The organism is Pseudomonas sp. Root569, from assembly GCF_001427465.1.
GTDB classification, from domain to species: Bacteria; Pseudomonadota; Gammaproteobacteria; order Pseudomonadales; family Pseudomonadaceae; genus Aquipseudomonas; species Aquipseudomonas synxantha.
The window spans coordinates 63,234-86,662 of the sequence record NZ_LMGQ01000026.1; the positions used below are offsets into that span (position 1 = coordinate 63,234).

At 59.6% G+C, this 23,429-nt stretch carries 24 protein-coding genes; 7 read left to right on the forward strand and 17 right to left on the reverse strand.

The window, feature by feature from the left end:
* Positions 1-30: 30 nt before the first annotated feature.
* From ASD70_RS29620 to ASD70_RS22520, 4 genes are all read right to left on the reverse strand, one after another.
* A complete protein-coding gene (locus ASD70_RS29620; protein ID WP_082561463.1) occupies positions 31-1,164 on the reverse strand; it encodes a hypothetical protein in 1,134 nt (377 codons plus the stop codon).
* Positions 1,165-1,441: 277 nt separating this feature from the next.
* Positions 1,442-1,717, reverse strand: coding sequence for an HU family DNA-binding protein (locus ASD70_RS22510; protein ID WP_003195589.1), 276 nt, complete (start codon positions 1,715-1,717; stop codon positions 1,442-1,444).
* A gap of 189 nt (positions 1,718-1,906) precedes the next feature.
* On the reverse strand, positions 1,907-3,055 hold the full coding sequence (locus ASD70_RS22515; RefSeq protein WP_056847483.1) for an NAD(P)/FAD-dependent oxidoreductase: 1,149 nt from the start codon (positions 3,053-3,055) through the stop codon (positions 1,907-1,909).
* A gap of 36 nt (positions 3,056-3,091) precedes the next feature.
* Entirely contained in the window at positions 3,092-3,259 is a 168-nt protein-coding gene (locus ASD70_RS22520) for a rubredoxin (RefSeq protein ID WP_003213373.1), read from the reverse strand.
* A 195-nt stretch (positions 3,260-3,454) separates the two neighbouring features.
* On the opposite strand from ASD70_RS22520, the gene ASD70_RS22525 reads away from it, so the two are divergent.
* Entirely contained in the window at positions 3,455-4,018 is a 564-nt protein-coding gene (locus ASD70_RS22525; RefSeq protein ID WP_046070126.1) for a chorismate--pyruvate lyase family protein, read from the forward strand.
* Complete coding sequence (ubiA, locus tag ASD70_RS22530) at positions 4,018-4,908, forward strand: 4-hydroxybenzoate octaprenyltransferase (RefSeq protein WP_046070127.1); 891 nt, start codon at positions 4,018-4,020, stop codon at positions 4,906-4,908. Before ASD70_RS22525 ends, ubiA begins: the two co-directional genes overlap by 1 nt.
* A gap of 108 nt (positions 4,909-5,016) precedes the next feature.
* Here the strand turns inward: ubiA and ASD70_RS22535 are convergent, their stop codons facing one another.
* On the reverse strand, positions 5,017-5,394 hold the full coding sequence (locus ASD70_RS22535) for a COG4315 family predicted lipoprotein (RefSeq protein WP_046070128.1): 378 nt from the start codon (positions 5,392-5,394) through the stop codon (positions 5,017-5,019).
* A gap of 154 nt (positions 5,395-5,548) precedes the next feature.
* On the opposite strand from ASD70_RS22535, the gene phoB reads away from it, so the two are divergent.
* The 3 genes from phoB (at position 5,549) to ASD70_RS22550 (ending at position 9,128) form a co-directional block, all read left to right on the forward strand.
* Positions 5,549-6,238, forward strand: coding sequence for a phosphate regulon transcriptional regulator PhoB (phoB, locus tag ASD70_RS22540; RefSeq protein WP_003176964.1), 690 nt, complete (start codon positions 5,549-5,551; stop codon positions 6,236-6,238).
* Positions 6,239-6,320: 82 nt separating this feature from the next.
* Positions 6,321-7,607: a phosphate regulon sensor histidine kinase PhoR gene (gene phoR / locus ASD70_RS22545; protein ID WP_233518737.1), complete on the forward strand. Its 1,287-nt coding sequence runs from the start codon at positions 6,321-6,323 to the stop codon at positions 7,605-7,607.
* Between the two features lie 180 nt (positions 7,608-7,787).
* A complete protein-coding gene (locus ASD70_RS22550; protein WP_043048122.1) occupies positions 7,788-9,128 on the forward strand; it encodes a hemolysin family protein in 1,341 nt (446 codons plus the stop codon).
* Between the two features lie 63 nt (positions 9,129-9,191).
* On the opposite strand, the gene ASD70_RS22555 is transcribed toward ASD70_RS22550, so the two are convergent.
* The 9 genes from ASD70_RS22555 to ASD70_RS22595 form a co-directional block, all read right to left on the reverse strand.
* On the reverse strand, positions 9,192-9,491 hold the full coding sequence (locus ASD70_RS22555) for a helix-turn-helix domain-containing protein (RefSeq protein ID WP_056847484.1): 300 nt from the start codon (positions 9,489-9,491) through the stop codon (positions 9,192-9,194).
* Between the two features lie 4 nt (positions 9,492-9,495).
* Complete coding sequence (locus ASD70_RS22560) at positions 9,496-9,819, reverse strand: type II toxin-antitoxin system RelE/ParE family toxin (RefSeq protein ID WP_056847485.1); 324 nt, start codon at positions 9,817-9,819, stop codon at positions 9,496-9,498.
* 187 nt (positions 9,820-10,006) lie between these two features.
* Positions 10,007-10,909 (reverse strand): response regulator, encoded by a 903-nt coding sequence (locus ASD70_RS22565; protein ID WP_046070131.1) that lies wholly within the window; start codon positions 10,907-10,909, stop codon positions 10,007-10,009.
* 181 nt (positions 10,910-11,090) lie between these two features.
* Complete coding sequence (gene phoU, locus ASD70_RS22570; protein ID WP_046070132.1) at positions 11,091-11,852, reverse strand: phosphate signaling complex protein PhoU; 762 nt, start codon at positions 11,850-11,852, stop codon at positions 11,091-11,093.
* A 73-nt stretch (positions 11,853-11,925) separates the two neighbouring features.
* Complete coding sequence (gene pstB, locus ASD70_RS22575) at positions 11,926-12,759, reverse strand: phosphate ABC transporter ATP-binding protein PstB (RefSeq protein WP_034116465.1); 834 nt, start codon at positions 12,757-12,759, stop codon at positions 11,926-11,928.
* Positions 12,760-12,887: 128 nt separating this feature from the next.
* On the reverse strand, positions 12,888-14,558 hold the full coding sequence (gene pstA / locus ASD70_RS22580; protein ID WP_046070133.1) for a phosphate ABC transporter permease PstA: 1,671 nt from the start codon (positions 14,556-14,558) through the stop codon (positions 12,888-12,890).
* Positions 14,559-14,573: 15 nt separating this feature from the next.
* A complete protein-coding gene (locus tag ASD70_RS22585) occupies positions 14,574-16,607 on the reverse strand; it encodes an ABC transporter permease subunit (RefSeq protein WP_177342331.1) in 2,034 nt (677 codons plus the stop codon).
* Positions 16,608-16,990: 383 nt separating this feature from the next.
* Positions 16,991-17,977 carry a phosphate ABC transporter substrate-binding protein PstS gene (locus ASD70_RS22590; RefSeq protein WP_043048135.1) on the reverse strand — a complete coding sequence of 329 codons (987 nt, stop codon included), beginning with the start codon at positions 17,975-17,977 and terminating at the stop codon, positions 16,991-16,993.
* A 172-nt stretch (positions 17,978-18,149) separates the two neighbouring features.
* Entirely contained in the window at positions 18,150-19,439 is a 1,290-nt protein-coding gene (locus tag ASD70_RS22595; protein ID WP_005792537.1) for an MFS transporter, read from the reverse strand.
* 447 nt (positions 19,440-19,886) lie between these two features.
* Between ASD70_RS22595 and ASD70_RS22600 the strand changes: the two genes are divergently transcribed.
* Together ASD70_RS22600 and ASD70_RS22605 are read left to right on the forward strand one after the other, a co-directional pair.
* Positions 19,887-20,291, forward strand: a complete 405-nt coding sequence (locus tag ASD70_RS22600) for an acyl-CoA thioesterase (protein ID WP_003176975.1) — start codon at positions 19,887-19,889, stop codon at positions 20,289-20,291.
* A 58-nt stretch (positions 20,292-20,349) separates the two neighbouring features.
* A complete protein-coding gene (locus tag ASD70_RS22605) occupies positions 20,350-21,249 on the forward strand; it encodes a D-hexose-6-phosphate mutarotase (protein ID WP_056847487.1) in 900 nt (299 codons plus the stop codon).
* 119 nt (positions 21,250-21,368) lie between these two features.
* Here the strand turns inward: ASD70_RS22605 and ASD70_RS22610 are convergent, their stop codons facing one another.
* The 3 genes from ASD70_RS22610 to ASD70_RS22620 form a co-directional block, all read right to left on the reverse strand.
* The gene (locus tag ASD70_RS22610) at positions 21,369-21,905 is read right to left on the reverse strand and encodes a DUF3299 domain-containing protein (protein ID WP_056847488.1); all 537 of its coding nucleotides are present in this window, start codon (positions 21,903-21,905) and stop codon (positions 21,369-21,371) included.
* A gap of 77 nt (positions 21,906-21,982) precedes the next feature.
* Positions 21,983-22,228 (reverse strand): GlsB/YeaQ/YmgE family stress response membrane protein, encoded by a 246-nt coding sequence (locus ASD70_RS22615; protein ID WP_005792540.1) that lies wholly within the window; start codon positions 22,226-22,228, stop codon positions 21,983-21,985.
* Between the two features lie 106 nt (positions 22,229-22,334).
* The gene (locus ASD70_RS22620) at positions 22,335-23,420 is read right to left on the reverse strand and encodes a 5-(carboxyamino)imidazole ribonucleotide synthase (protein WP_056847489.1); all 1,086 of its coding nucleotides are present in this window, start codon (positions 23,418-23,420) and stop codon (positions 22,335-22,337) included.
* Positions 23,421-23,429 lie beyond the last annotated feature (9 nt).

A 23,429-nucleotide genomic window follows, 5' to 3' on the forward strand; every position in this document is an offset into this window, starting at 1 on the left:
CATCTCACTTCAAGTTAACGCTTATGCTTATTATGCGTTTGACTCCATCACGGCCCGCGCTGCCTTGAGTTTTTTCAAAATGTACGTGTAGCGTCTTTCAATATTGTCCATACGAGCCTCTTCAGTCGGTGGCTCGGATGAGTCAGCAGGCACATAAGGATCGTACTCGAATTTATAACGTTTGGTTAAGTCCGGCAAATGCTCTTCCATTATGTCCATCCTTTCCTCAAGGTTGTCCATACGTTCCTCTGGAGTAGCATCTGGCGCGTCGTCGACATCCTCGAAAGCACTGCCGTCTTTACCTTCGCTGAGAAAAGACATCATGACGGTGGCAAACTCAAGTGAGTTTTTAGCACCTTTTAGCCGAGCATCCATTATTTGTTCCTGCGTCGCTAAAGGATCTACAGTGCCAATCGTACCGTCCTCGTTCTGCACTGTTGCTCCAGGCATTTCAGCCTGCGCCGCCTCTTTTTTACTGAAGTAGTCAGACGTGATCTGCGCTCCTACATTAAAGAATGAGCTGACGCCGTTGTTTGTAACTGACGTTATCAAGGCATTCTTAAAAGTACCTGCCGCTGAAGAAGGTGAAGGGGGGGGTGGCGGCAGATTGATATTATCTTGCAAATTATTGATTGTATTGATGTTACTATTTGGCTTACTCGCTGTATTTCCAGATCCGACGGGCTTAATTGTTTGCGGTTTAGCGCTTGTAGGCTTAGGCTTAGGCTTAGGCTTTGTAGTTGTAACCGTCGGATTTTTACCCGATGTAGTTGTTCCCGACGTAGTTGTTCCCGACGTAGTTGTGCCCGTTTTAGTTGTGCCCGTTTTAGTTGTGCCCGTTTTAGTTGTACCCGCCTTAGTTTTGACCGGAATTTTAACTTTCCCGGCTCTTCCATCGCTTCCAGAGCTCAGTGCAGTGGCCTCCTCAGAAGTGAGGCTATCAGCAACAGCCTTATCCGCACGTCTGTTTTTAGCATTTATCTCTTCAGGCGTTGCAGCAGGGTATTTAAAGGCCTTCTCGTTAGTCACACTTGATTCAGATTCAACTTTGGAGCGGTCTGGGGTTACCTCAGCTTGCCCCGAAGCCGGGGAACCGCTTTCTTGCGTCTTTTTCTGTTCGGGTAGCAGGTAAGAAGACGGAACTAAAGCCTGATCAACTTTCATATATACACCTCTAAAAAATACGTTTAGAGAGCGCATTCCTTGCTATCTCGCGCTATATGTGTCAATCGTCAGAATTTGGTTCCAAATCAATCGAATAATTTTAAAAAAACCGATGCCGTTCGGCCTGATACAACCTCGACCGCGATTTCTCGCAACAATGCAATAAGCCTTCTACTTTTGTGCCCGCGAATTTCTCTGCCAAAAAAAAATGGGCACGCCGACCCAGTCGGCGTACCCATTTTTTACCGCCCGCCTCCCTTCGAGACGGCCTCACTAGTTACGGGTTGACGCTATCTTTGAGCGACTTGCCCGGCTTGAACGCAACGGTGTTGCTGGCCTTGATCTTCACTGGCTCACCGGTTTGCGGGTTCTTGCCGGTGCGGGCGCCACGGTGGCGTTGCAGGAAGGTGCCAAAGCCAACCAGGGTAACGCTGTCCTTGCGGTGCAGGGCGCCGGTAATTTCTTCGAGAACGGCGTTGAGTACGCGGTTGGCCTGCTCTTTAGTGAGGTCTGCTTTTTCAGCGATGGCGGCTGCGAGATCTGGTTTACGCATATGAAGCCTCTTTGACGGTTTTTTGTTGTTATGTCCGTGCTGCTCTCTGTTGGAGCAGCGCCCAAGGCGCCGCAGGCTCTACTCTGCGGCAGACGGGAGTGAGGATGGCATGCCCTCGGGCGCCGCGCCAGTCTCGCGGCGACCTTTCTCGGGGCTTGAACGTGCTGATTCCGACAGAACGACCGGTATTTACGCCAGCAACGGTGGAAGTTCTTTGTTCAGGGCCAGTTTTTCCATGACAGCACTGCCGGTCAGCGCGTAACCCAGCAGGCGACCGCTGGCGTCGCGACACAGGGCCTTGATATCGCCGCCCAGCCCTTCGACGCTCCACACGCCTTCGGTCCCCCGTGGCGCAGGTGATACCACCAGTGGGCAGATCGGGGTTTTCACCGTGATCGGCATTGGCCCGTAGCTCACGGCGGTGGCGTTACCGGCCAGGGTTTGCGCCAGGGCGCGGGCGCAGCTCATGAGCGGCATCACGTACAGCAGGTTCAGGCCATCGACCTCTGCGCAGTCGCCCAGGGCGTAGATATTGGCATGGGAGGTCTTGAGGTGGCGGTCCACCATAATCCCGCGATTGATTTGCAGGCCGGCGGCCGCAGCCAGGTCTACGCGAGGGCGCAGGCCGATGGCAGAGACCACCAGGTCGCACTGGATCACTTCACCGTCCGACAGGTGCGCTTCAAGGCCGTCAGTGGTGCGTTGCAGGCGATTGAGCACCGGGCCCAGGTGGAAACGCGCACCAATGCCCTCCAATCCAGCCTGCACTGCTGCGGCTGCCGCCGGGTGCAGCAGGGTCGGCATGACTTGCTCGCATGGCGCGACCAGGTCGATTTCATAACCACCAACGATCAGGTCGTTGGCGAATTCGCAGCCGATCAGGCCGGCGCCGAGCAGCAGCACGCGGCGTTTACCCGCAGCGGCGGCGCGAAAGCGCGCGTAGTCTTCGAGATCATTGATCGGGAAAATCAGTTCAGCCGCGTCGCCTTCGACCGGTACGCGTACGGTTTCTGCACCCCAGGCCAGGATCAGGTCGCGGTAGGCCACCGCTTCCTCGCCGATCCACAGGCGCTTGTGGCCCGGGTCGATGCCGCTGACACGTGTGTGGGTGCGCACTTCGGCCTTGAGCTGCTCGGCCATGGCGCCGGGTTCAGCCATGCTCAGGCCGTCGGCTTCCTTGTTTTTGCCAAAACCGGTGGAGAGCATGGGCTTGGAGTAAGAGCGCCCGTCATCCGCGGTGATCAGCAGCAAGGGGGTCTCGCTGTCGAGCTTGCGAAACTCCCGGGCTACGTTGTAACCGGCCAATCCTGTGCCGATGATCACGACAGGTGCGTTCATTCCTTTCTCCTTGTAGTACGTTTCTTAAACTAAAAATCAGCCGATTTCGATCATTTCGAAATCCATTTTGCCCACGCCGCAGTCAGGGCATAGCCAGTCTTCCGGAACGTCCTGCCAGAGGGTGCCCGGTGCGATCCCATCATCCGGCCAACCGTCCTTTTCGTCATAGATCAGGCCGCAGACTACACATTGCCACTTCTTCATTACTTACTTCCTCAGGTCCAGGCATCTTGGCCGGCGGTCGGTGGATCCAGCGTTGCCGCACGGCTCAGGGCGTTTTGTACTGATCGGGGCCGGCAGATGCAAGCACGATCGGCGCAAACGGCCGGTTTGGCGCGGCAAAAGATCAGGGTGCCATGGTAAGCTCGCCGCCTCTTTTGCTGCCAATACTGACTCACTGTGCCGCACTCAATCGCCCTTCCCGATGCTGGCCAATGGCTGACCCAGAGCCTTCTGAGCCCCTTGCCCACGCCCCTGACCCTCAATTGGCTGTTTGACGAAGGCTCGCTGACACGACGGCTGACGTGGCTGTCCAACGACGGTTTCAGCGTGACGCCGCTGTTCGAAGGCTGGCAGCCGTTGCGCGATGATGAATGCGCCGCCCTGGGCCTGGCCCAGGCCAGTGTCGGCTGGGTGCGCGAGGTGTACCTGCGTGGGCATGGCCAGCCGTGGGTGTTTGCCCGCAGTGTGGCAGCGCGGGGCGCCTTGCAGGGCGACGGCCTGCACATGGACGAGCTGGGTAGCCGTTCGCTGGGCGAGCTGCTGTTCTGCGACCACGCCTTTACCCGCCAGGCCATTGAGGTGTGTCACTACCCTCGCCCATGGCTGCCGACAGCGGACCAGACCGACGGTTTATGGGCGCGCCGTTCGCGCTTCGACCGCGGGTCGCTGAGCGTGCTGGTGGCGGAAGTCTTCCTGCCGGGTTTCTGGCACGCGCTGCATGATCATCCGGAGAATTGCTGATGTATCAACGTCTGCTCAAGTCCCTGAACCGCCTGAATCCCAGGGCCTGGGATTTCATTCAGTTGACGCGCATGGACAAGCCCATCGGCATCTACCTGCTGCTGTGGCCGACACTCTGGGCACTGTGGATCGCCGGCAAGGGCTCACCGTCTCTGCTCAATATTGTGATTTTTGTACTCGGCGTGGTGCTGACCCGCGCCGGCGGCTGTGTGATCAATGATTGGGCCGACCGCAAGGTTGACGGCCATGTGAAACGCACCGAGCAACGCCCACTGGTGAGCGGCAAGATCAGTTCAAAAGAAGCACTGGTGTTTTTTGCCGTGCTGATGGGCATCAGTTTCCTGCTGGTGCTGCTGACGAACGCCACTACTATCCTGCTGTCCCTGGGCGGCTTGGCGCTGGCAGCGAGTTACCCATTCATGAAGCGCTACACCTATTACCCGCAGGTGGTATTGGGGGCAGCGTTTTCCTGGGGCATGCCGATGGCATTTACCGCGGAAACCGGCCACCTGCCCGCGACGGCGTGGTTGCTGTATATCGCCAACCTATTGTGGACGGTGGGCTACGACACTTATTACGCGATGACCGACCGCGATGACGACTTGAAGATCGGAGTGAAATCCACCGCCATTCTGTTTGGCGATGCTGATCGTGTGATCATCCTCACGCTGCAGGGGCTGTCACTGGTTTGCCTGTTGCTGGCCGGTGCGCGGTTCGAGCTGGGCGGGTGGTTCCAACTGGGGTTGCTGGCCGCGGCGGGCTGTTTTGCCTGGGAGTTCTGGTACACCCGAGACAGGGATCGCCTGAAATGCTTCAAGGCGTTTTTGCACAACCATTGGGCCGGGTTGGCAATTTTTGTCGGGATTGTGCTGGATTACGCGTTTCGGTAGTGCAGGACTGACGCCATCGGGGGCAAGCCCCCTCCCACATTTTGGTGTGTGAATACATTCATATGTGGGAGGGGGCTTGCCCCCGATGGATTCAGCAGCGCCGTAGACTTAAGGCTTGATGATGTGCCAGGCGCCACCCTTGCCATCTCCGGTCTTGTCACCGGTCTTCTTGTCGTCCTTGTAGGTGTAAACCGGCTTGCCTTTGTAAGCCCATTGGCTGGTCTGGTCGTCACGGGTGATGACCTTCCAGTTGCCCGTCGCAGTGTCGGTGGACTCGGCCTTCAACGGCGGCCAATTGGTCGCGCACTGGTCCTTGCACACTGACTTGCCGTCGGCATCCTTATCGAAGGTGTAGAGCGTCATGCCCTTGTGATCCACCAGCATCCCGTCTTTCGTCATCGCCGGCTCCGCCGCAAATGCCAGGCCCGGTAGGGTCAACACCGCCGTAACCAGCAGGGCTTTCCAGGAAACAGTGCTGTAAGTCATCGGAACCTTCCTTTTGTGGTTGTCAGGATTCGGACCCAAAGGGTAGTCCAGAGTGCCGTAAATTGCCCAGGCGACTAAATTACTGTCACACGACTGCAATAATTCCGTTATCTAATGCGGCGCAAGACAGTTAAATGACAAGAGGATTTTAGGCATGGTTGGCAGGAGCATTCTGATTGTTGACGACGAAGCGCCCATTCGCGAGATGATCGCCGTTGCGTTGGAAATGGCCGGCTATGACTGCCTGGAGGCGGAGAACTCCCAGCAGGCCCATGCCATTATCGTCGACCGCAAGCCGGACCTGATCCTCCTCGACTGGATGCTGCCCGGCACCTCGGGCATCGAGTTGGCCCGCCGTCTCAAGCGTGACGAGCTGACCGGTGATATCCCGATCATCATGCTCACCGCCAAGGGCGAGGAGGACAACAAGATCCAGGGCCTGGAAGTCGGTGCCGATGACTACATCACCAAGCCGTTTTCCCCACGGGAACTGGTCGCACGCCTCAAAGCCGTGTTGCGCCGCGCCGGCCCGACCGATGGCGAGGCGCCAATCGAAGTCGGTGGCCTGCTGCTGGACCCGATCAGCCACCGCGTGACCATCGATGGCAAGCCCGCCGAGATGGGCCCGACCGAATACCGCCTGCTGCAATTCTTCATGACCCATCAGGAGCGCGCCTACACCCGTGGCCAATTGCTGGACCAGGTGTGGGGCGGCAACGTCTATGTGGAGGAACGCACCGTTGATGTGCATATCCGTCGCCTGCGCAAAGCCTTGGGCGATGCGTACGAGAATCTGGTACAAACCGTGCGCGGCACCGGCTATCGGTTTTCTACCAAAGGCTGATCCAGTCCCTTTCCTCCCTTAACAGCTGACAAGGACGCATGTTTAAGTGAACCAGAACTGGCACGGCACCCTGATCCGCCACATGCTTCTGTTGATCACTGCCTGCCTGCTGGTCGGGCTGATCAGTGGCTATTACGGCTGGAGCCTGGCCGTCGGCATCGCGTTGTACCTGGGCTGGACCCTCAAACAATTGCTGCGCCTGCATGAATGGCTGCGCCAGCACAAACCCGACGAAGCACCGCCCGATGGCTATGGCCTGTGGGGCGAAGTGTTTGACAGCATCTATCACCTGCAGCGCCGCGACCAACGGGTACGCGGGCGCCTGCAAGCGGTGATCGACCGGGTGCAGGAATCCACCGCCGCACTCAAGGACGCGGTGATCATGCTCGACAGCGACGGCAACCTTGAATGGTGGAACCGCGCGGCCGAGACCCTGCTGGGCCTCAAGACGCCCCAGGACAGCGGCCAGCCGGTGACCAACCTGGTACGCCACCCGCGCTTCAAGGAATACTTCGAGCAGGACAACTACGAAGAGGCCCTGGAAATCCCCTCGCCCACCAATGACCGCGTCCGCATCCAGCTGTACCTGACGCGCTATGGCAACAATGAGCACTTGATGCTGGTGCGTGATGTGACCCGCATCCATCAGCTTGAACAGATGCGCAAGGACTTCGTCGCCAACGTCTCCCACGAGCTTCGCACACCGCTGACGGTGATCTGCGGCTACCTGGAGACGCTGCTGGACAACGTCGACGAGATCAACCCGCGCTGGAGCCGCGCCCTGCAGCAGATGCAGCAGCAAGGCTCGCGGATGCAGACCCTGCTCAATGACTTGCTGCTTTTGGCCAAGCTTGAAGCCACCGATTACCCCTCGGATAACCACCCGGTGGCAGTGCAAAGCCTGCTGCACACCATCAAGAATGACGCCCAGGCGCTCTCCGGTGAACGCGGCCAGCAGATCACCCTGGAAGCCGACCCAACGGTGCTGCTCAAGGGCAGTGAGGGCGAGTTACGCAGCGCGTTCTCCAATTTGGTGTTCAACGCGGTGAAGTACACCCAGGACAAGGGCAATATTCGTATTCGCTGGTGGGCCGACGAACAGGGCGCGCACCTGAGCGTGCAGGACTCGGGCATCGGCATCGACGCCAAGCACCTGCCGCGCCTCACCGAACGCTTCTACCGCGTTGACTCCAGCCGCAACTCCAACACCGGCGGCACGGGGCTCGGCCTGGCCATCGTCAAGCATGTGTTGTTGCGCCATCGGGCACGCCTGGAAATCAGCAGCGTGCTGGGGCATGGCAGTACGTTTACCTGCCATTTTCCAACAACGCAGGTGACGCGTTCGCCAGTGATCGACAATGATGAATAACTCAAATACAGCCCCCTCCCACATTGGATTTGTATGCTTTTGGAGAACAGCTTCCAGGCCCCACCTGGCAGCAGGCACTAGGCAAGCGCCCCGTCAGCCGCTACATTGGCCGACTTGCGCCTGCCTTTCAGGCCCACCTTTCATCCCCTATTGAACATACGGAACCTGCAAAACCCCATCATGGACCCTTCCCCTGGTATTACCCTCGCTACACTCTTCGCCGATTTCGGCATGATTCTTTTTGCACTGGTCCTGGTACTGCTCAACGGTTTCTTCGTTGCGGCGGAATTTGCCATGGTCAAGCTGCGCGCCACCCGGGTCGAGGCCATCGCCCACAAGAACGGCTGGCGCGGGCAGATCCTGCGCACCGTTCACAGCCAGCTCGACGCCTACCTGTCGGCCTGCCAGCTGGGTATCACCCTGGCTTCCCTGGGCCTGGGCTGGGTCGGTGAGCCGGCCTTTGCGCACATCCTCGAGCCTATGCTCGGCGCCATCGGCGTGCAGTCGCCGGAAGTGATCAAGGGCGTGTCGTTCTTTGCCGCCTTCTTCGTGATTTCCTACCTGCACATCGTGGTCGGTGAGCTGGCGCCCAAGTCCTGGGCGATTCGCAAGCCCGAGCTGCTGTCGCTATGGACGGCGGTGCCGCTGTACCTGTTCTACTGGGCGATGTACCCGGCCATCTACCTGCTCAACGCCAGCGCCAACGCCATCCTGCGCATCGCCGGCCAAGGCGAGCCTGGTCCGCACCATGAGCACCATTACAGCCGCGAAGAACTCAAGCTGATCCTGCACTCCAGCCGTGGCCAGGACCCGAGCGACCAAGGTATGCGCGTACTGGCTTCGGCGGTGGAAATGGGCGAGCTGGAAGTGGTCGACTGGGCCAACTCCCGGGAAGACCTGGTAACCCTGGACTTCAACGCCCCGCTCAAGGAAATCCTCGCGCTGTTCCGTCGTCATAAATTCAGCCGTTACCCGGTGTATGACGCGGTACGCAATGAGTTCGTCGGCCTGTTGCATATCAAGGATTTGCTGCTGGAACTGGCCGCCCTGGACCACATCCCCGAATCGTTCAACCTGGCCGAACTGACCCGCCCGCTGGAGCGCGTCTCGCGGCATATGCCGTTGTCGCAACTGCTGGAGCAGTTCCGCAAAGGCGGCGCGCACTTCGCCCTGGTGGAGGAAGCCGACGGCAAGATCATCGGCTACCTGACCATGGAAGACGTGCTGGAAGTGCTGGTGGGCGATATCCAGGACGAACACCGCAAGGCCGAGCGGGGCATCCTCGCCTACCAGCCTGGCAAACTGCTGGTGCGTGGTGACACGCCGTTGTTCAAGGTGGAACGCCTGTTGGGCGTCGACCTGGACCACATCGAAGCCGAAACCCTGGCCGGGCTGATCTACGACACCCTCAAGCGCGTGCCGGAAGAGGAAGAAGTGCTGGAAGTTGAAGGCCTGCGGATCATCATCAAGAAGATGAAAGGGCCGAAGATCGTGTTGGCCAAGGTGTTGCTGCTGGACTGACCTTCGATTGCCCAATGCAAAATTGGGCAATGTCCCGAGCGTCGTGACGCCCTTGAATGATCGTCAAGCAGGCAGCGCGTTAAAACAGATGTCCACATTTATCTGGGCGGCAGCCGAAAGATTGACTAACGCATCCAGAGAACACTTATTGATCTTACCGTTGAGCACATCGTTCAGGCGGGGTTGGCTGATACCCAGTCTTTGCGCCGCATCCTTCTGGGAAAGCTCCCAGCTGCGAATGGTGTTGCACAATTCCAACAGCAACTTTGAGCGCAGGCGCATATTGGCAGCTTGCACGGGCGTGTCTTCCAGAGCATCCCACACACAGTTGAAACGCTCGGTATGTAACTTTTGATTTGTCATGGGCTTAACCTAACTCCTGCAATCTGGCGCGAGCCAGCTCGATATCCCGCCCTTCGGTTTTCTGTGTGGTCTTGCGCAACGCGTGCAGCACGTAGACAGCTTCCGGCCGATTGACCACATAGAACACTCGAAACGCTCCCGATTCCTCAGTGATCCGGATCTCCTTGACGCCCATTCCGATCGTTTTCACCGGTTTGCAATCAAAGGGCTGTTCACCCTGTTGCAATAGATCCAACTGAAAACCAGCTGCCCTTCGGGCGTCGAGAGGAAAATTCTTGAGATCCTTGAGCGAGCTTCCTAGAAACACCACATCCTTGTGCCTTGGCATTAGCTTCTCCTTTCCTGGAAAGAAAAAGCGTAATCGACGATTCAGCCAAAAGCAGTGGAGGTTTGTTTCAAGGCATAGCAGAGGCTCAAGTCCACTGGGGTCTTACCGAGAGACTATATCGAAACAGATATAAATCAAGCCTACTGACGGGAATCAGATACTCGGTCAATTTCCGCTATTAAGGCGATCAAGCACCCGGCACAAAATGCTTCTGCGCCGTACCGCGCGCAATCAGGCGCGAGATGTAATCCAGCTTCTGCGCATCCTGGTCGATAAAACGGAAGGTCAGCTGCAGCCAATCACTATCCGGCCTGGGTTCGAAGGCGACAATGGCGTGCAGGTAGCCATTGAGGCGTGCGACTTCGGCGTTGTCACCCTGCTCAAGGTCGAGCACGGCGCTTTCCAGGACCTGAGGCAAGACTTCGCCGCGCCGCACCACCAGCAACGCTTCCTTGATGCTCAGGGCCTTGATTACGCATTGCTGGGTGCCACTGGACAGGCGCAACTGCCCCTGACCGCGACCGCCAGCCGGCGACGCTGCCGCTGGCGCTTGTACCGGTGGGTTGTTGAGCAGGCCTTTGTTGGGTGTCGCCGCGACGGGAGCCGACTTGACCGCTTCGGGCTTGCCGCCGGTCAGGGCGCTCAGGGAGTCGTTGCCGAAGGCCGAGTTCATCTTGGTCGGCGCGCTGGCGATCAGTGCATCGAGGCGGCCGATCTTGTGCAGGGCCTGCTTGACCTTGTTCAGCAACTGTTCGTTGGTGAATGGCTTGCTCACATAACCGGAAACGCCGGCCTGGATCGCCTGCACCACGTTTTCCTTGTCGCCACGGCTGGTCACCATCACGAACGGCATGGCCTTCAGGTGGGCTTGCCCGCGGCACCAGGTCAAGAGCTCAAGACCGGACATCTCCGGCATTTCCCAGTCACACAGCACCAGATCGAAGGTCTCGCGCATCAGGATGGATTGCGCCTTTTTGCCGTTCACCGCATCTTCGATCTTGATCCCGGGGAAGTAATTGCGCAGGCACTTCTTCACCAGGTCGCGAATGAACGAGGCGTCATCCACCACCAACACACTGACTTTGCTCATCGACCCTTTATCCTATAAAAACTTCGGCACGCAAAACGCCTGACTGATGGCATTTTGCCAAAACTCGCCAGTCACAGCGGGGCTTTTTTCACTATCGCGCTCAAATTCAGCCCGCGCAAAAAATTCGGTGCCACAAACGAAAACGCCCGGCCAAAGGCCGGGCGTTAATTTCTCGGGCAACTTACTTATCGTCAGTTTCACCCGGAACATTAGGGATTAGATCAGCGGTGCCTTCAACTTCGGCTTTCATGCGCTTGAGGCCCATGTGCCGTACGTCGGTGCCGCGCACCAGATAAATCACCAATTCCGAGATATTGCGCGCATGGTCGCCGATACGCTCCAGGGAACGCAGCACCCAGATGATGTTCAACACCCGCGAGATCGAGCGCGGATCTTCCATCATGTAGGTGGCCAGTTCGCGCAACGCCGTCTTGTATTCGCGGTCGATGATCTTATCGTACTGGGCCACCGACAACGCCAGCTCGGCGTCAAAACGGGCGAAGGCGTCGAGGGCATCACGCACCATGTTGCGCACCTGGTCGCCGATGTGGCGCACTTCCACGTAGCCGCGGGGCGCTTCACCTTCTTCGCACAGCTGGATGGCGCGGCGGGCGATCTTGGTGGCTTCGTCGCCGATACGCTCCAGATCGATTACGGACTTGGAGATGCTGATGATCAAACGCAGGTCAGAGGCCGCCGGCTGGCGACGGGCGAGAATGCGCAGGCACTCCTCGTCGATGTTGCGTTCCATCTGGTTGATCTGGTCATCGATCTCGCGCACCTGCTGGGCCAGGCCCGAGTCGGCCTCGATCAGCGCGGTGACCGCATCGTTGACTTGCTTCTCCACCAGCCCGCCCATCGCCAGGAGGTGGCTGCGCACTTCCTCGAGCTCGGCGTTGAACTGCGCGGAGATGTGATGGGTAAGGCCTTCTTTGCTAATCATGTTGGCGTCCTTGGAGCGTCCGGTAAGGTGCGGAGAACCGCAGCGTCAGTGCAATGAGAAGAACCACGGCATCCTAGCCGTAGCGACCGGTGATGTAGTCTTCGGTCTGTTTCTTCGCCGGATTGGTGAACAGGGTATCGGTATCGCCGAATTCCACCAGCTTGCCCATGTACATGAACGCGGTGTAGTCGGAAACCCGTGCCGCCTGTTGCATGTTGTGGGTCACGATAACGATGGTGAACTTGGACTTGAGTTCATAGATCAGCTCTTCGACTTTCAGGGTCGAGATCGGGTCGAGGGCCGAGCAGGGTTCGTCGAGCAGCAGCACTTCCGGCTCCACGGCGATGGTGCGGGCGATCACCAGGCGTTGCTGCTGGCCACCGGACAGACCGAGGGCCGATTCGTGCAGGCGGTCCTTGACCTCGTCCCACAGGGCCGCGCCCTTGAGAGCCCATTCAACCGCTTCGTCGAGAATGCGCTTCTTGTTGATACCCTGGATGCGCAGGCCGTAGACCACGTTTTCGTAGATGGTCTTGGGGAACGGGTTGGGCTTCTGGAACACCATGCCCACGCGGCGGCGCAGCTCGGCCACGTCTTCGCCCTTGCGGTAGATGTTAGTGCCGTAGAGGTTGATGGCACCCTCCACGCGGCAACCGTCGACCAGGTCGTTCATGCGGTTGAAAGTACGCAGCAACGTCGACTTGCCGCAGCCGGACGGGCCAATAAAGGCAGTCACGCGCTGCTTGGGGATGTTCATGCTGACGTCGAACAGTGCCTGCTTGTCGCCGTAGTAGAGGCTCAGGCCCGGTACTTCGATGGCCACGGTTTCCTGAGCCAGGCTCAAGCTCTGCTTGTCGCGCCCCAGGGCAGACATGTTGATGCCGTGGGAATGGTTTTCGTGTTGCATGGGATGCTCCCTGTGCTACCAATTTGTTGTGTGGGAGGGGGCTTGCTCCCGATAGCAGTGCATCAGGAACATGTGTGCTGGCTGGCACACCGCAATCGGGAGCAAGCCCCCTCCCACATTGAATGGTGTTAGCTGTCCAGCGCCTTGTATTTTTCGCGCAGGTGGTTACGGATCCACACCGCCGACAGGTTGAGCGTGGCGATCACCAGTACCAGCAGCAAGGCGGTGGCGTACACCAGCGGCCGTGCGGCTTCGACGTTGGGGCTCTGGAAGCCGACGTCATAAATATGGAAGCCCAGGTGCATGATCTTCTGGTCCAGGTGCAGGTACGGGTAGTTGCCGTCCAATGGCAGCGACGGCGCCAGTTTCACCACACCCACCAGCATCAGCGGCGCCACTTCACCGGCGGCGCGGGCCACGGCTAGGATCATGCCGGTCATCATCGCCGGGCTGGCCATCGGCAGCACGATCTTCCACAGCGTTTCCGCCTTGGTCGCGCCCAACGCCAGGGAGCCTTCGCGCACGGTGCGAGGAATGCGCGCCAGGCCTTCTTCGGTGGCCACGATCACCACCGGCACCGCCAGCAGCGCCAGGGTCAGCGAGGCCCATAGCAGGCCCGGGGTACCGAAGGTCGGTGCCGGCAGGGCTTCGGCGAAGAACAGACGGTCAACCGAGCCACCCAATACATAGACGAAGAAGCCCAGGCCGAATACGCCGTAGACGATGGCCGGTACGCCCGCCAGGTTGTTCACGGCGATACGGATGATCCGCGTCAGGGTGTTCTGCTTGGCGTACTCACGCAGGTACACGGCCGCCAGCACGCCAAACGGGGTCACGATCATCGCCATGATCAGGGTCATCATCACGGTGCCGAAGATGGCCGGGAAAATCCCGCCTTCGGTGTTGGCTTCCCGTGGGTCATCGCTGAGGAATTCCCAGACTTTGCTGAAGTAGAAGCCGATCTTGGTCAGGGTGCCCATGGCGTTAGGCTGGTAGGCGTGCACTACCTTGCCGATGCCGATCTCCACTTCCTTGCCGTTGCCGTCGCGGGCGGTCAGGGCGTCGCGGTTGAACTGGGCGTGCAGGTCAGCCAGGCGCGCCTCGATGTCCTGATAGCGGGCATTCAGTTCGGCGCGGTCGGCATCCATATCGGCCTGGGCGGCGGCGTTGAGCTTGCCCTCCAGTTCCAGTTTGCGGCCGTGCAGGCGGATGCGTTCGAGGCCGGCGTTGATCGCGCCGATATCGGATTTTTCCAGGGTCTTGAGCTGGGCGGCGAGCTGATTGACGCGCGCGACCCGGGCTTGCAGCTCCGGCCACGCGGCTTCGCCTTCAGCAATGACCTTGCCGTCCTGCTTGACGTTGACCAGGGTGCCGTAGAAATTGCCCCATTCGCGACGCTCGATGGCCATCAGGTTGGTCGGCTTGGTCTGATCCTTCAACCACTCGCCGACAATCCAGGTGAAGTCGTTGCCGTTAAGGTCGCGGTTGCCGACCTTGATCAGCTCGCGGGTCATGAACTCAGGGCCTTCGTCCGGCACCGGCAGGCCGGCGCTTTTCAGGCGCTCACGCGGCACTTCTTCTTTCTGTACCACTTCGCCGATGACGATGTGGTTGGCCTGGCCCGGCACGTTGTAGTTGGCCTGGATCAGGTCGGCCGGCCAGAAATGGCCCAAGCCACGCACCGCAATCACAGCCAGCAGACCAATGGTCATGATGACCGCGATGGACACCGCGCCACCGCTGATCCAGACGCCGGGAGCGCCGCTCTTGAACCATCCATTCAGGGAGTTCTGTTTCACAGACTTCTACCTTTCTTAAAGCGACGAGTATTTCTTGCGCAGACGCTGACGAATCAGCTCCGCGAGGGTGTTCATAATGAAGGTGAACAACAGCAGCACCAGCGCCGAGAGGAACAACACGCGGTAGTGACTGCCGCCGACTTCCGACTCGGGCATTTCCACCGCGACGTTGGCCGCCAGCGTGCGCAGGCCCTCGAACAGGTTCATCTCCATCACCGGGGTGTTACCGGTGGCCATCAGCACGATCATGGTCTCGCCCACAGCACGGCCCATGCCGATCATCAGTGCCGAGAAGATGCCCGGGCTGGCGGTGAGGATGACCACGCGGGTCATGGTCTGCCAGGGCGTGGCGCCCAGGGCCAGGGAGCCCAGGGTCAGGCCGCGCGGCACGCTGAACACCGCGTCTTCGGCGATGGAGTAGATGTTCGGGATCACCGCAAAGCCCATGGCGAGGCCGACCACCAGGGCGTTACGCTGATCGTAGGTGATGCCCAGGTCGTGGGAGATCCACATGCGCATGTCGCCGCCGAAGAACCAGGTTTCCAGGTACGGGCTCATGTACAGCGAGAGCCAACCCACAAACAGGATCACCGGGATCAGGATCGCGCTTTCCCAGCCATCCGGCACCCTTAGGCGAATGGACTCGGGCAAGCGGCTAAAGACAAAACCGGCGACCAGGATGCCAATTGGCAACAGCATCAACAGGCTGAAAATCCCCGGCAGATGCCCTTCCACATAAGGCGCCAGGAACAGGCCGGCGAAGAAGCCGAGGATCACCGTCGGCATGGCTTCCATCAGCTCGATCACTGGCTTGACCTTGCGGCGCAGGCTCGGGGCCATGAAGTAAGCGGTGTAGATCGCGGCGGCAACCGCCAGCGGCGCCGCCAGCAGCATGGCATAGAACGCGGCCTTCAAGGTTCCGAAGGTCAGCGGCGCCAGGCTCATCTTGGGTTCGAAGTCGGTGTTGGCGGCAGTGGACTGCCAGACGTATTTAGGCTCGTCGTAGTTTTCGTACCAGACCTTGCTCCACAACGCGCTCCACGAGACTTCCGGGTGCGGATTGTCGAGCAGCAAGGGTTGCAGCTTGCCGCCGGCCTCGACGATCACACGGTTGGCCCGAGGCGACATGCCGAACATACCCTGGCCGTCGACCACCGGGTCGACCAGCAGGGTACGGTGTGCGGTGCTGTGGAACACGCCGAACTGGCCGGACGCGTCAAGGGCGGTGAAGCCTTTGCGGCGCTCTTCAGCGCTGATTTCGACGATGGGCGCAGTGCCCATCTGGAAGGTACGGATCTGCTTGAGGCGTTGCTCGCCATCCGGGTCGCGGGCCATGAACCACTGGGCCAGACCGCCTTTGGAGTCACCCATGATCAGCGAGATGCCGCCCACTAGTTGAGCGCTGGCAGTGATTTCGGCATCGCCGTTTTCCAATAACTTGTAGCGACCGTTTAGGCTCTTGTCGCGCAGGCTGAACACGTCGGCCAGGGCGCGACCGTTGATCACATACAGCCACTGCTGGCGCGGGTCGATGAAGATCGCCTTCACCGGTTCAGTCATCTGTGGCAGTTCGACACGCTTCTGCTCACTGGTGACTTCACCGGTCATCATGTTTTCTTCGCGGCTCAGGGTCAGCACGTTCAGGTGCGAACCCGCTGAACCTGCGACCACCAGCGAGGTGTCGGTGGCGTTGAGGGCAACGTGTTCCAGTGGGCGACCGGCGTCATCCAGCACGATCGGCGTTTCGCCGTAGGGGTATTCGATCGCCGGGCTGATGGTTTTCTTGCCGTCCGGGTACGACACTTTATAGGTGTGGCGAAACACCAGGGACTGGCCATTGGATAAGCCGAGGATCACCAACGGGCTGCCCGGCTGGTCTTCACCAATGGAGGCCACGCTGGTACCGGCCGGAAGCGGCAGGTCGACACGCTTGAGTTCAGCACCGGTGTCCACTTCAAAGAACAATGCCTGGCCCTTGTCGGAAACCCGCATGGCAACTTGGTTCTGTTCTTCGAGGGAGATCATCAACGGCTTACCGGCGTCCTGCATCCAGGCGGGCGTCAGCGCGTCTTCCTTGGTCAGCGAGGCGCCCTGGAACAGCGGCGCGACGACATAGGCGAGGAAGAAGAAGATCAGGGTAATGGCCGCCAGCACGGCGAGGCCGCCGATCAGCACATACCAGCGGGTAAAGCGATCCTTGAGCGCGCGCATGCGGCGCTTGCGTTGCAGCTCAGGCGTATTGAAATCAATGCGCTTGGGGGGAGAAGTTGTCGTCATGGTGGAATTGGCCAGATCATTCATGCGCACACCCTAGCGATCCTGTATGACAGAAAGATGACAGTGCAGTGACGCAACAAATCCGCCGCGAAGCAAGCTGGCAGCGGACTAGAAAATTCGGATGCGGAGCCGGTAGGCCGGCCCCGCAGAGGCAATCAGTTGCCTTCTTTCAGGCCCAGGTCAGCCAGTGCCTTGGCGGCCACTTTGGCTGGCAGTGGGATGTAGCCGTCTTTCACCACGACTTCCTGGCCCTGCTTGGACAGCACCAGTTTCACGAACTCGGCTTCCAGCGGAGCCAGAGGCTTGTTCGGGGCTTTGTTGACGTATACGTAGAGGAAGCGCGACAGCGGGTATTTGCCGTTCAGGGCGTTTTCTTCGCTGTCTTCGATGAACTCGGTGGTGCCTTTCTTGGCCAGAGGCACGGTCTTCACGCTGGCGGTCTTGTAACCGATGCCCGAGTAACCAATGCCGTTCAGCGAGGAGCTGATCGACTGCACGACCGAAGCCGAGCCAGGTTGTTCGTTCACGTTAGGCTTGTAGTCGCCTTTGCACAGGGCTTCTTCCTTGAAGTAGCCGTAAGTGCCGGATACCGAGTTACGGCCGAACAACTGCACTGGCTTGTTGGCCAGGTCGCCGGTCACACCCAGGTCGCCCCAGGTTTTCACGTCGGCTTTGGCACCGCACAGGCGAGTCGAAGAGAAGATCGCGTCGACTTGCTCCATGGTCAGATGCTGGATCGGGTTGTCCTTGTGCACGAACACCGCCAGGGCGTCCACGGCAACCGGGATAGCAGTTGGCTTGTAGCCGTACTTCTGCTCGAAGGCCGCCAGTTCCGTATCCTTCATCTTGCGACTCATCGGGCCCAGGTTGGAGGTGCCTTCGGTCAGCGCAGGTGGCGCGGTGGCGGAGCCGGCAGCTTGAATCTGGATGTTGACGTTCGGGTATTCCTTCTTGTAACCCTCGGCCCACAGGGTCATCAGGTTGGCCAGGGTATCGGAACCGACGCTGGACAGGTTGCCCGACACACCAGTGGTCTTGACGTAAGCCGGAATTGCCGGATCAACACCAGCGGCCACCGCGTTGGCGGTCGCAACGCCAGCAGCGACAAAAGTCATTGCCGCCATCAAACGTTTCAGTTTCATGCCTTGCTCCTAGCAGATAGGGATAATTGGATCGGGGCCAAGTATCGGGAGGCCGTGTGAACACTCTATGTCTTAAATATGACAATTAGATGAAAGGCCACTATCGAGAAACAAAGGCTGATGAGGAGCGAGACGTTGAATGAACGCCTCGCCACATTGGATCAAATTGGTTTCAGCGGCCGCGTTTCCACAGATACCCACCCACCAACATCCCCATCACACACAGGACGGCCACATAGTAAGCCGGGCCCATCGGGCTCTCCTTCATCAACAGCGATACCGCCAATGGCGTTAGCCCACCGAACACGGCATAGGCGACGTTATAGGAGAACGACAGGCCACTGAAACGCACCACTGGCGGGAAGGCCTTTACCATCACGTAGGGCACCACACCGATGGTACCTACGAACAAACCGGTCAATGCGTACAACGGGAACAGCCAGTCCGGGTGAGCCATCAGGCTGTGGTAAAGCGTCCAGGAGGTTGCCAACAGCAGCGCGCAACCGGTGACCAATACGCGGCCGGCGCCAAAACGGTCGGCCAGGGCGCCCGAGGCGATGCAACCCAGGCTCAACGTTACAATGGCCAGGCTGTTGGCTTGCAGCGCAACCGTAGGGCTGAAGTGATAGACGGTTTGCAGCACGGTCGGCGTCATGAGGATGACTACTACGACGCCGGCCGACAACAGCCAGGTCAGCAGCATCGACAACACGATGGCACCACGATGGTCGCGCAGCACCGCGCGCAACGGCAGCTCGGCAGCCAGGGTCTTGCGTTGCTGCATCTCGGCGAAGATCGGTGTTTCATGCAGCCAGCGGCGCAGATACACCGACAGCAGGCCGAATACACCGCCGAGCAGGAACGGGATCCGCCAGGCGTAATCGGAGACCTGCTCCGGGGTATAGGCCGTATTGATGGCAGTGGCCACCAGCGAGCCCAGCAAGATACCGGCGGTGAGGCCGCTGGTCAGGGTGCCGCAGGCGTAGCCGATGTGGCGCGGCGGCACGTGCTCTGAGACGAACACCCAGGCGCCGGGTACCTCGCCGCCAATCGCCGCGCCCTGGATGACGCGCATCAGCAGCAGCAGGAGCGGCGCCCACAGGCCGATCTGCGCGTAAGTCGGCAGCAGGCCCATGATCAGGGTCGGCACGGCCATCATGAAAATGCTCAAGGTGAACATCTTCTTGCGCCCCAGCAGGTCACCGAAGTGCGCCATGATGATGCCGCCCAGGGGGCGCGCCAGGTAACCGGCGGCGAAGATGCCGAAGGTCTGCATCATGCGCAGCCATTCGGGCATGTCGACGGGGAAGAACAGTTTCCCGACCACGGTGGCGAAAAACACGAAGATGATGAAGTCGTAGAACTCCAGCGCACCGCCCAAGGCAGACAGCGACAGGGTTTTGTAGTCGTTGCGGGTCAGCGGGCGCGAGGGTTGCGCACTGCTTGCGGGCACGGAGGACATGGCAAGGTTTCTCTTATAGTAGTCAGAACGGCAAGCCCGGGACTTGCGGCAGGCTTGGCAAGATAGCAAATCGCTCCAAAAAGCACAGCGTCGAGCTTTTAACAGGCAATCTTACCGACGCAGGGCAACACTCAACTCGGCCAGAAGCACAGTTGCAGGAAAAAGCCCCGATACAGCGCCTATTTACCGACCAAATGAGCCTTGGGAGGTCGTCGCGGCGCCAGCGTCTCGATATACTCGGCCCTTGCAAGCGCAGAACCCCGGTCTTGAGGGGTGCTGTGCCAAACGCCGTTGGGGCCGCCCAGCCGGTTTGGCAGAGTTTCCCTTTAGCACGCCTTACGAGAAACGCGTCGAACGCGTATGTTTGTGCTGAAACGTTTTTCCAATAGTCGGCTATCCACGTTGCACCACTTATAAGAAGCGTCACGGGTCAGAGGCACCCCCGGCATGATCGAACTCGAACAAGAAGATCCTATCCCGCAAGGCGATCTCGCCCTGCAAATCACTGCACTCCCTCGTGAAACCAACGGTTTTGGCGATATCTTCGGCGGCTGGCTGGTCGCGCAGATGGACCTCGCCGGCACGGCAATGGCCAGCAAGGTTGCCGGTGGGCGAGTGGCGACTGTGGCTATTGACCGCATGGCCTTCCTGGTACCGGTGGCGGTGGGCGCGCAGCTTTCCTTCTATACCCAGGCCCTGGAAATTGGCCGCAGCTCGATCCAGATGATGGTCGAGGTGTGGAGCGATGACCCGCTGTCCAGCGAATGGCGCAAGGTGACCGAGGCGGTATTTGTGTTCGTCGCCATCGATGGCAGCGGTCGCACGCGGTCGGTACCTTCACGGGCGCGTTAAACATCGCCGGGTTTTGACGGTCAATTGCCCCATTGCCTGCCATTGAGAGAGCTTTGTTATGCCTACGCCCCACGTTGAAACGGTGAAAGTCGACGAGCTGGACTGCTGGCGCATTCGCCACAACGGCGCCGAACTGATGGTGGCCCGGCAGGGCGCGCACATCTTCAGTTACCAGCGCCAGGGCGAGCAGCCGCTGATCTGGCCCAACCCCAAGGCGGTATTCAAGCAGGGCAAAGGCATTCGTACCGGCGTACCGGTGTGCTGGCCGTGGTTTGGTGTATTCGACCGTAACCCGCAAAGCGTTAAGGCGATGCGCCAGAGCGAGCAACCTGCTGGCTCACATGGCTTTGCGCGCACCGCCCTCTGGGAATTGGCCGAGACTGCAATCGAAGGTGAAGCCCTGCGTATCGAACTGGCGCTGCCGGTTCCTCCGAACGGCTTTCCCGGCTGGCCTCACCAAGTTGACTTGACGCTGAGCCTGCTGCTGGACGACCAATTGCATATTCGCCTCACCAGCCACAACCGTGGCACCGACACCGTGACCCTCAGCCAGGCGCTGCACACCTACTTTGCTGTGAGCGATGTGCGCAACGTGCAGGTCGAGGGCCTGGATGGCTTGGCATACATCGATACCGCCGACGGCTGGACCGAGAAGCGACAAGCCGGCCTGCTGCACTTCACCGCCGAGACGGATCGCATCTACCTGGACACGCCGGCGCAGTTGAGCATTGTCGATAAGGACTGGCAGCGCCGCGTCAAACTCACCAGCCAGGGCTCGAACTCGACGGTAGTCTGGAACCCCTGGACCGAACGGGCCAAGGCGCTCGATGACATGGCTGACGATGGCTGGCAGGGCATGTTGTGCATCGAGACGGCGAATGTGCTGGATGATGTGGTGAGCCTGGCGGCCGGTGAAAGCCACACCTTGGGCGTGAGCATCACCAGTATCACCTTGTAAACCCGATCAAATGTGGGAGGGGGCTTGCTCCCGATAGCTTTGGTTCAGTCAATATCTTAAGTGACTGAAGCACCGCTATCGGGAGCAAGCCCCCTCCCACATTGGTTATGTGTAGGGTTTTAGAGATCGGATTCCTTTACCACCCTGACCTTCCCCGCCTCCAGCGCATATGCCGCGTCCGCCAGATCGTTATTGACCTTCTCCACCTTCAACGTGCCCGTCACCCACAACGGCGTGTAGATATCGTCAAGCTTCAATCCCTTGGGATACCGCACCAGCACCAGTTGGTTAGGCGGCGGTGGTGGCACGTGGATGCAGGCGCCAGGGTAAGGCACCAGGAAGAACAGCGTACTACGGCCTTTGGCATCGGTTTCCAACGGTACCGGGTAGCCGCCAATGCGGATGCTTTTGCCGTTCATGGCCGGCACGGTCTTGGTGGAATACATCACCGCCGGCAAGCCTTTGCTCTGTTTCAAGCCACCTTTTTCGGTAAAGGTGCCTTGGGCTTCGGGGGAGTTGTGGTCGATCTCGGGCATGGCTTCGAGGGCTTTCTGGTCCGAAAGCGGCATTAGCTCAAGCCAGTCAGTTTCCGGCAGTTCGCCAGCATGGGTCAGGCCAGGGGCCAGCAGCAGAAGGGTCAATAGAAGACGGCGCATGGAGAGGCTCGGCAAATACAAGTGCCGAGCATTCTAGCCCTCTGCGCCTGCGTAGCGCAGAGGACTTTGTCGGCTGATTACTTCTTTTTGATCAGGCCGTAGATCACCAGCAACACGATGGCACCTACCAGTGCACCGATGAAGCCCGCACCCTGGCCTGCCTGGTAGATCCCCAGTGCCTGGCCGCCGTAGGTCGCGGCCAGGGAGCCGGCGATACCCAGCAGGATGGTCATGATCCAGCCCATGCTGTCGTCGCCAGGCTTGAGGAAACGCGCCAGCAGGCCAACGATCAAGCCGATAAAGATGGTTCCAATGATACCCATGGCATTTCCCTCTGATTGAATATGAGTCATGACAAAGCCTAGTCAGGCTTTGTCATCCTGCAATCAGAGAGACGACGGCCACCAATGGTTCCCACCGAACCTCGGGTTATTGCTCGGCGATCAGCGCCTCGACCTTGAGGATCTGTGCCTGCAGGGTCGCACGGTCCTTGCAACGCAGGTTGGCATGGCCGACCTTGCGCCCGGCCTTGAACGCCTTGCCGTAGTGGTGCAGGTGGCAGTCGTCGATGGCAATCACCCGCTCAACCGGCGGTACCACGCCAATGAAGTTGAGCATGGCGCTCTCGCCGACCTTGGCCGTGGAGCCCAACGGCAAGCCCGCTACCGCGCGCAGGTGGTTTTCGAACTGGCTGCACTCGGCGCCTTCGGTGGTCCAATGCCCGGAGTTGTGCACGCGGGGCGCGATCTCGTTGGCCTTGAGGCCGCCGTCGACCTCAAAGAACTCGAACGCCATCACGCCGACGTAATCCAGCTGCTTGAGCACACGGCTGGAGTAGTCCTCGGCGAGGGCCTGCAGCGGGTGATCGGTGCTCGCCACAGACAGTTTGAGAATGCCGTTGACGTGGGTGTTGTGCACCAAGGGGTAGAAACGGATCTCGCCATCGCGGGCCCGCACGGCAATCAGCGAGACTTCGCCGGTGAACGGCACGAAGCCCTCCAACAGGCAAGGAACGCTGCCCAGTTCGGCGAAAGTACCCACCACGTCGGCTTCGCTGCGCAGGACTTTCTGGCCCTTGCCGTCGTAACCCAAAGTGCGGGTTTTCAACACGGCCGGCAGGCCGATGTTGGCGACAGCGGCGTCCAGGTCTGCCTGGGACTGGATGTCGGCGAAGGCCGGGGTAGGGATGCCCAGGTCCTTGAACATGCTCTTCTCGAACCAGCGGTCCCGGGCAATGCGCAAGGCTTCGGCGCTCGGGTAAACCGGCACGAACTGCGACAGGAAGGCCACGGTTTCGGCCGGGACGCTTTCGAACTCGAAGGTCACCAGGTCGACTTCGTCGGCCAGTTGGCGCAGGTGATCCGGATCGCTGTAGTCAGCGCGCAGGTGTTCACCCAGGGCGGCGGCGCAGGCGTCTGGCGCCGGGTCCAGGAAAGCGAAGTTCATCCCCAGCGGAGTGCCCGCCAGGGCCAGCATGCGGCCCAGTTGGCCGCCACCGATTACACCGATTTTCATCGTCAACAA

Bases quoted from the DNA above. Each gene is read 5' to 3' on its own strand.
- ASD70_RS29620 (WP_082561463.1), bottom strand. From the start codon at position 1,164: ATGAAAGTTGATCAGGCTTTAGTTCCGTCTTCTTACCTGCTACCCGAA.
- ASD70_RS22510 (WP_003195589.1), bottom strand. From the start codon at position 1,717: ATGCGTAAACCAGATCTCGCAGCCGCCATCGCTGAAAAAGCAGACCTC.
- ASD70_RS22515 (WP_056847483.1), bottom strand. From the start codon at position 3,055: ATGAACGCACCTGTCGTGATCATCGGCACAGGATTGGCCGGTTACAAC.
- ASD70_RS22520 (WP_003213373.1), bottom strand. From the start codon at position 3,259: ATGAAGAAGTGGCAATGTGTAGTCTGCGGCCTGATCTATGACGAAAAG.
- ubiA (WP_046070127.1), top strand. From the start codon at position 4,018: ATGTATCAACGTCTGCTCAAGTCCCTGAACCGCCTGAATCCCAGGGCC.
- ASD70_RS22535 (WP_046070128.1), bottom strand. From the start codon at position 5,394: ATGACTTACAGCACTGTTTCCTGGAAAGCCCTGCTGGTTACGGCGGTG.
- phoB (WP_003176964.1), top strand. From the start codon at position 5,549: ATGGTTGGCAGGAGCATTCTGATTGTTGACGACGAAGCGCCCATTCGC.
- phoR (WP_233518737.1), top strand. From the start codon at position 6,321: ATGCTTCTGTTGATCACTGCCTGCCTGCTGGTCGGGCTGATCAGTGGC.
- ASD70_RS22550 (WP_043048122.1), top strand. From the start codon at position 7,788: ATGGACCCTTCCCCTGGTATTACCCTCGCTACACTCTTCGCCGATTTC.
- ASD70_RS22555 (WP_056847484.1), bottom strand. From the start codon at position 9,491: ATGACAAATCAAAAGTTACATACCGAGCGTTTCAACTGTGTGTGGGAT.
- ASD70_RS22560 (WP_056847485.1), bottom strand. From the start codon at position 9,819: ATGCCAAGGCACAAGGATGTGGTGTTTCTAGGAAGCTCGCTCAAGGAT.
- ASD70_RS22565 (WP_046070131.1), bottom strand. From the start codon at position 10,909: ATGAGCAAAGTCAGTGTGTTGGTGGTGGATGACGCCTCGTTCATTCGC.
- phoU (WP_046070132.1), bottom strand. From the start codon at position 11,852: ATGATTAGCAAAGAAGGCCTTACCCATCACATCTCCGCGCAGTTCAAC.
- pstB (WP_034116465.1), bottom strand. From the start codon at position 12,759: ATGCAACACGAAAACCATTCCCACGGCATCAACATGTCTGCCCTGGGG.
- ASD70_RS22585 (WP_177342331.1), bottom strand. From the start codon at position 16,607: ATGCAGGACGCCGGTAAGCCGTTGATGATCTCCCTCGAAGAACAGAAC.
- ASD70_RS22590 (WP_043048135.1), bottom strand. From the start codon at position 17,977: ATGAAACTGAAACGTTTGATGGCGGCAATGACTTTTGTCGCTGCTGGC.
- ASD70_RS22595 (WP_005792537.1), bottom strand. From the start codon at position 19,439: ATGTCCTCCGTGCCCGCAAGCAGTGCGCAACCCTCGCGCCCGCTGACC.
- ASD70_RS22600 (WP_003176975.1), top strand. From the start codon at position 19,887: ATGATCGAACTCGAACAAGAAGATCCTATCCCGCAAGGCGATCTCGCC.
- ASD70_RS22605 (WP_056847487.1), top strand. From the start codon at position 20,350: ATGCCTACGCCCCACGTTGAAACGGTGAAAGTCGACGAGCTGGACTGC.
- ASD70_RS22610 (WP_056847488.1), bottom strand. From the start codon at position 21,905: ATGCGCCGTCTTCTATTGACCCTTCTGCTGCTGGCCCCTGGCCTGACC.
- ASD70_RS22615 (WP_005792540.1), bottom strand. From the start codon at position 22,228: ATGGGTATCATTGGAACCATCTTTATCGGCTTGATCGTTGGCCTGCTG.
- ASD70_RS22620 (WP_056847489.1), bottom strand. From the start codon at position 23,420: ATGAAAATCGGTGTAATCGGTGGCGGCCAACTGGGCCGCATGCTGGCC.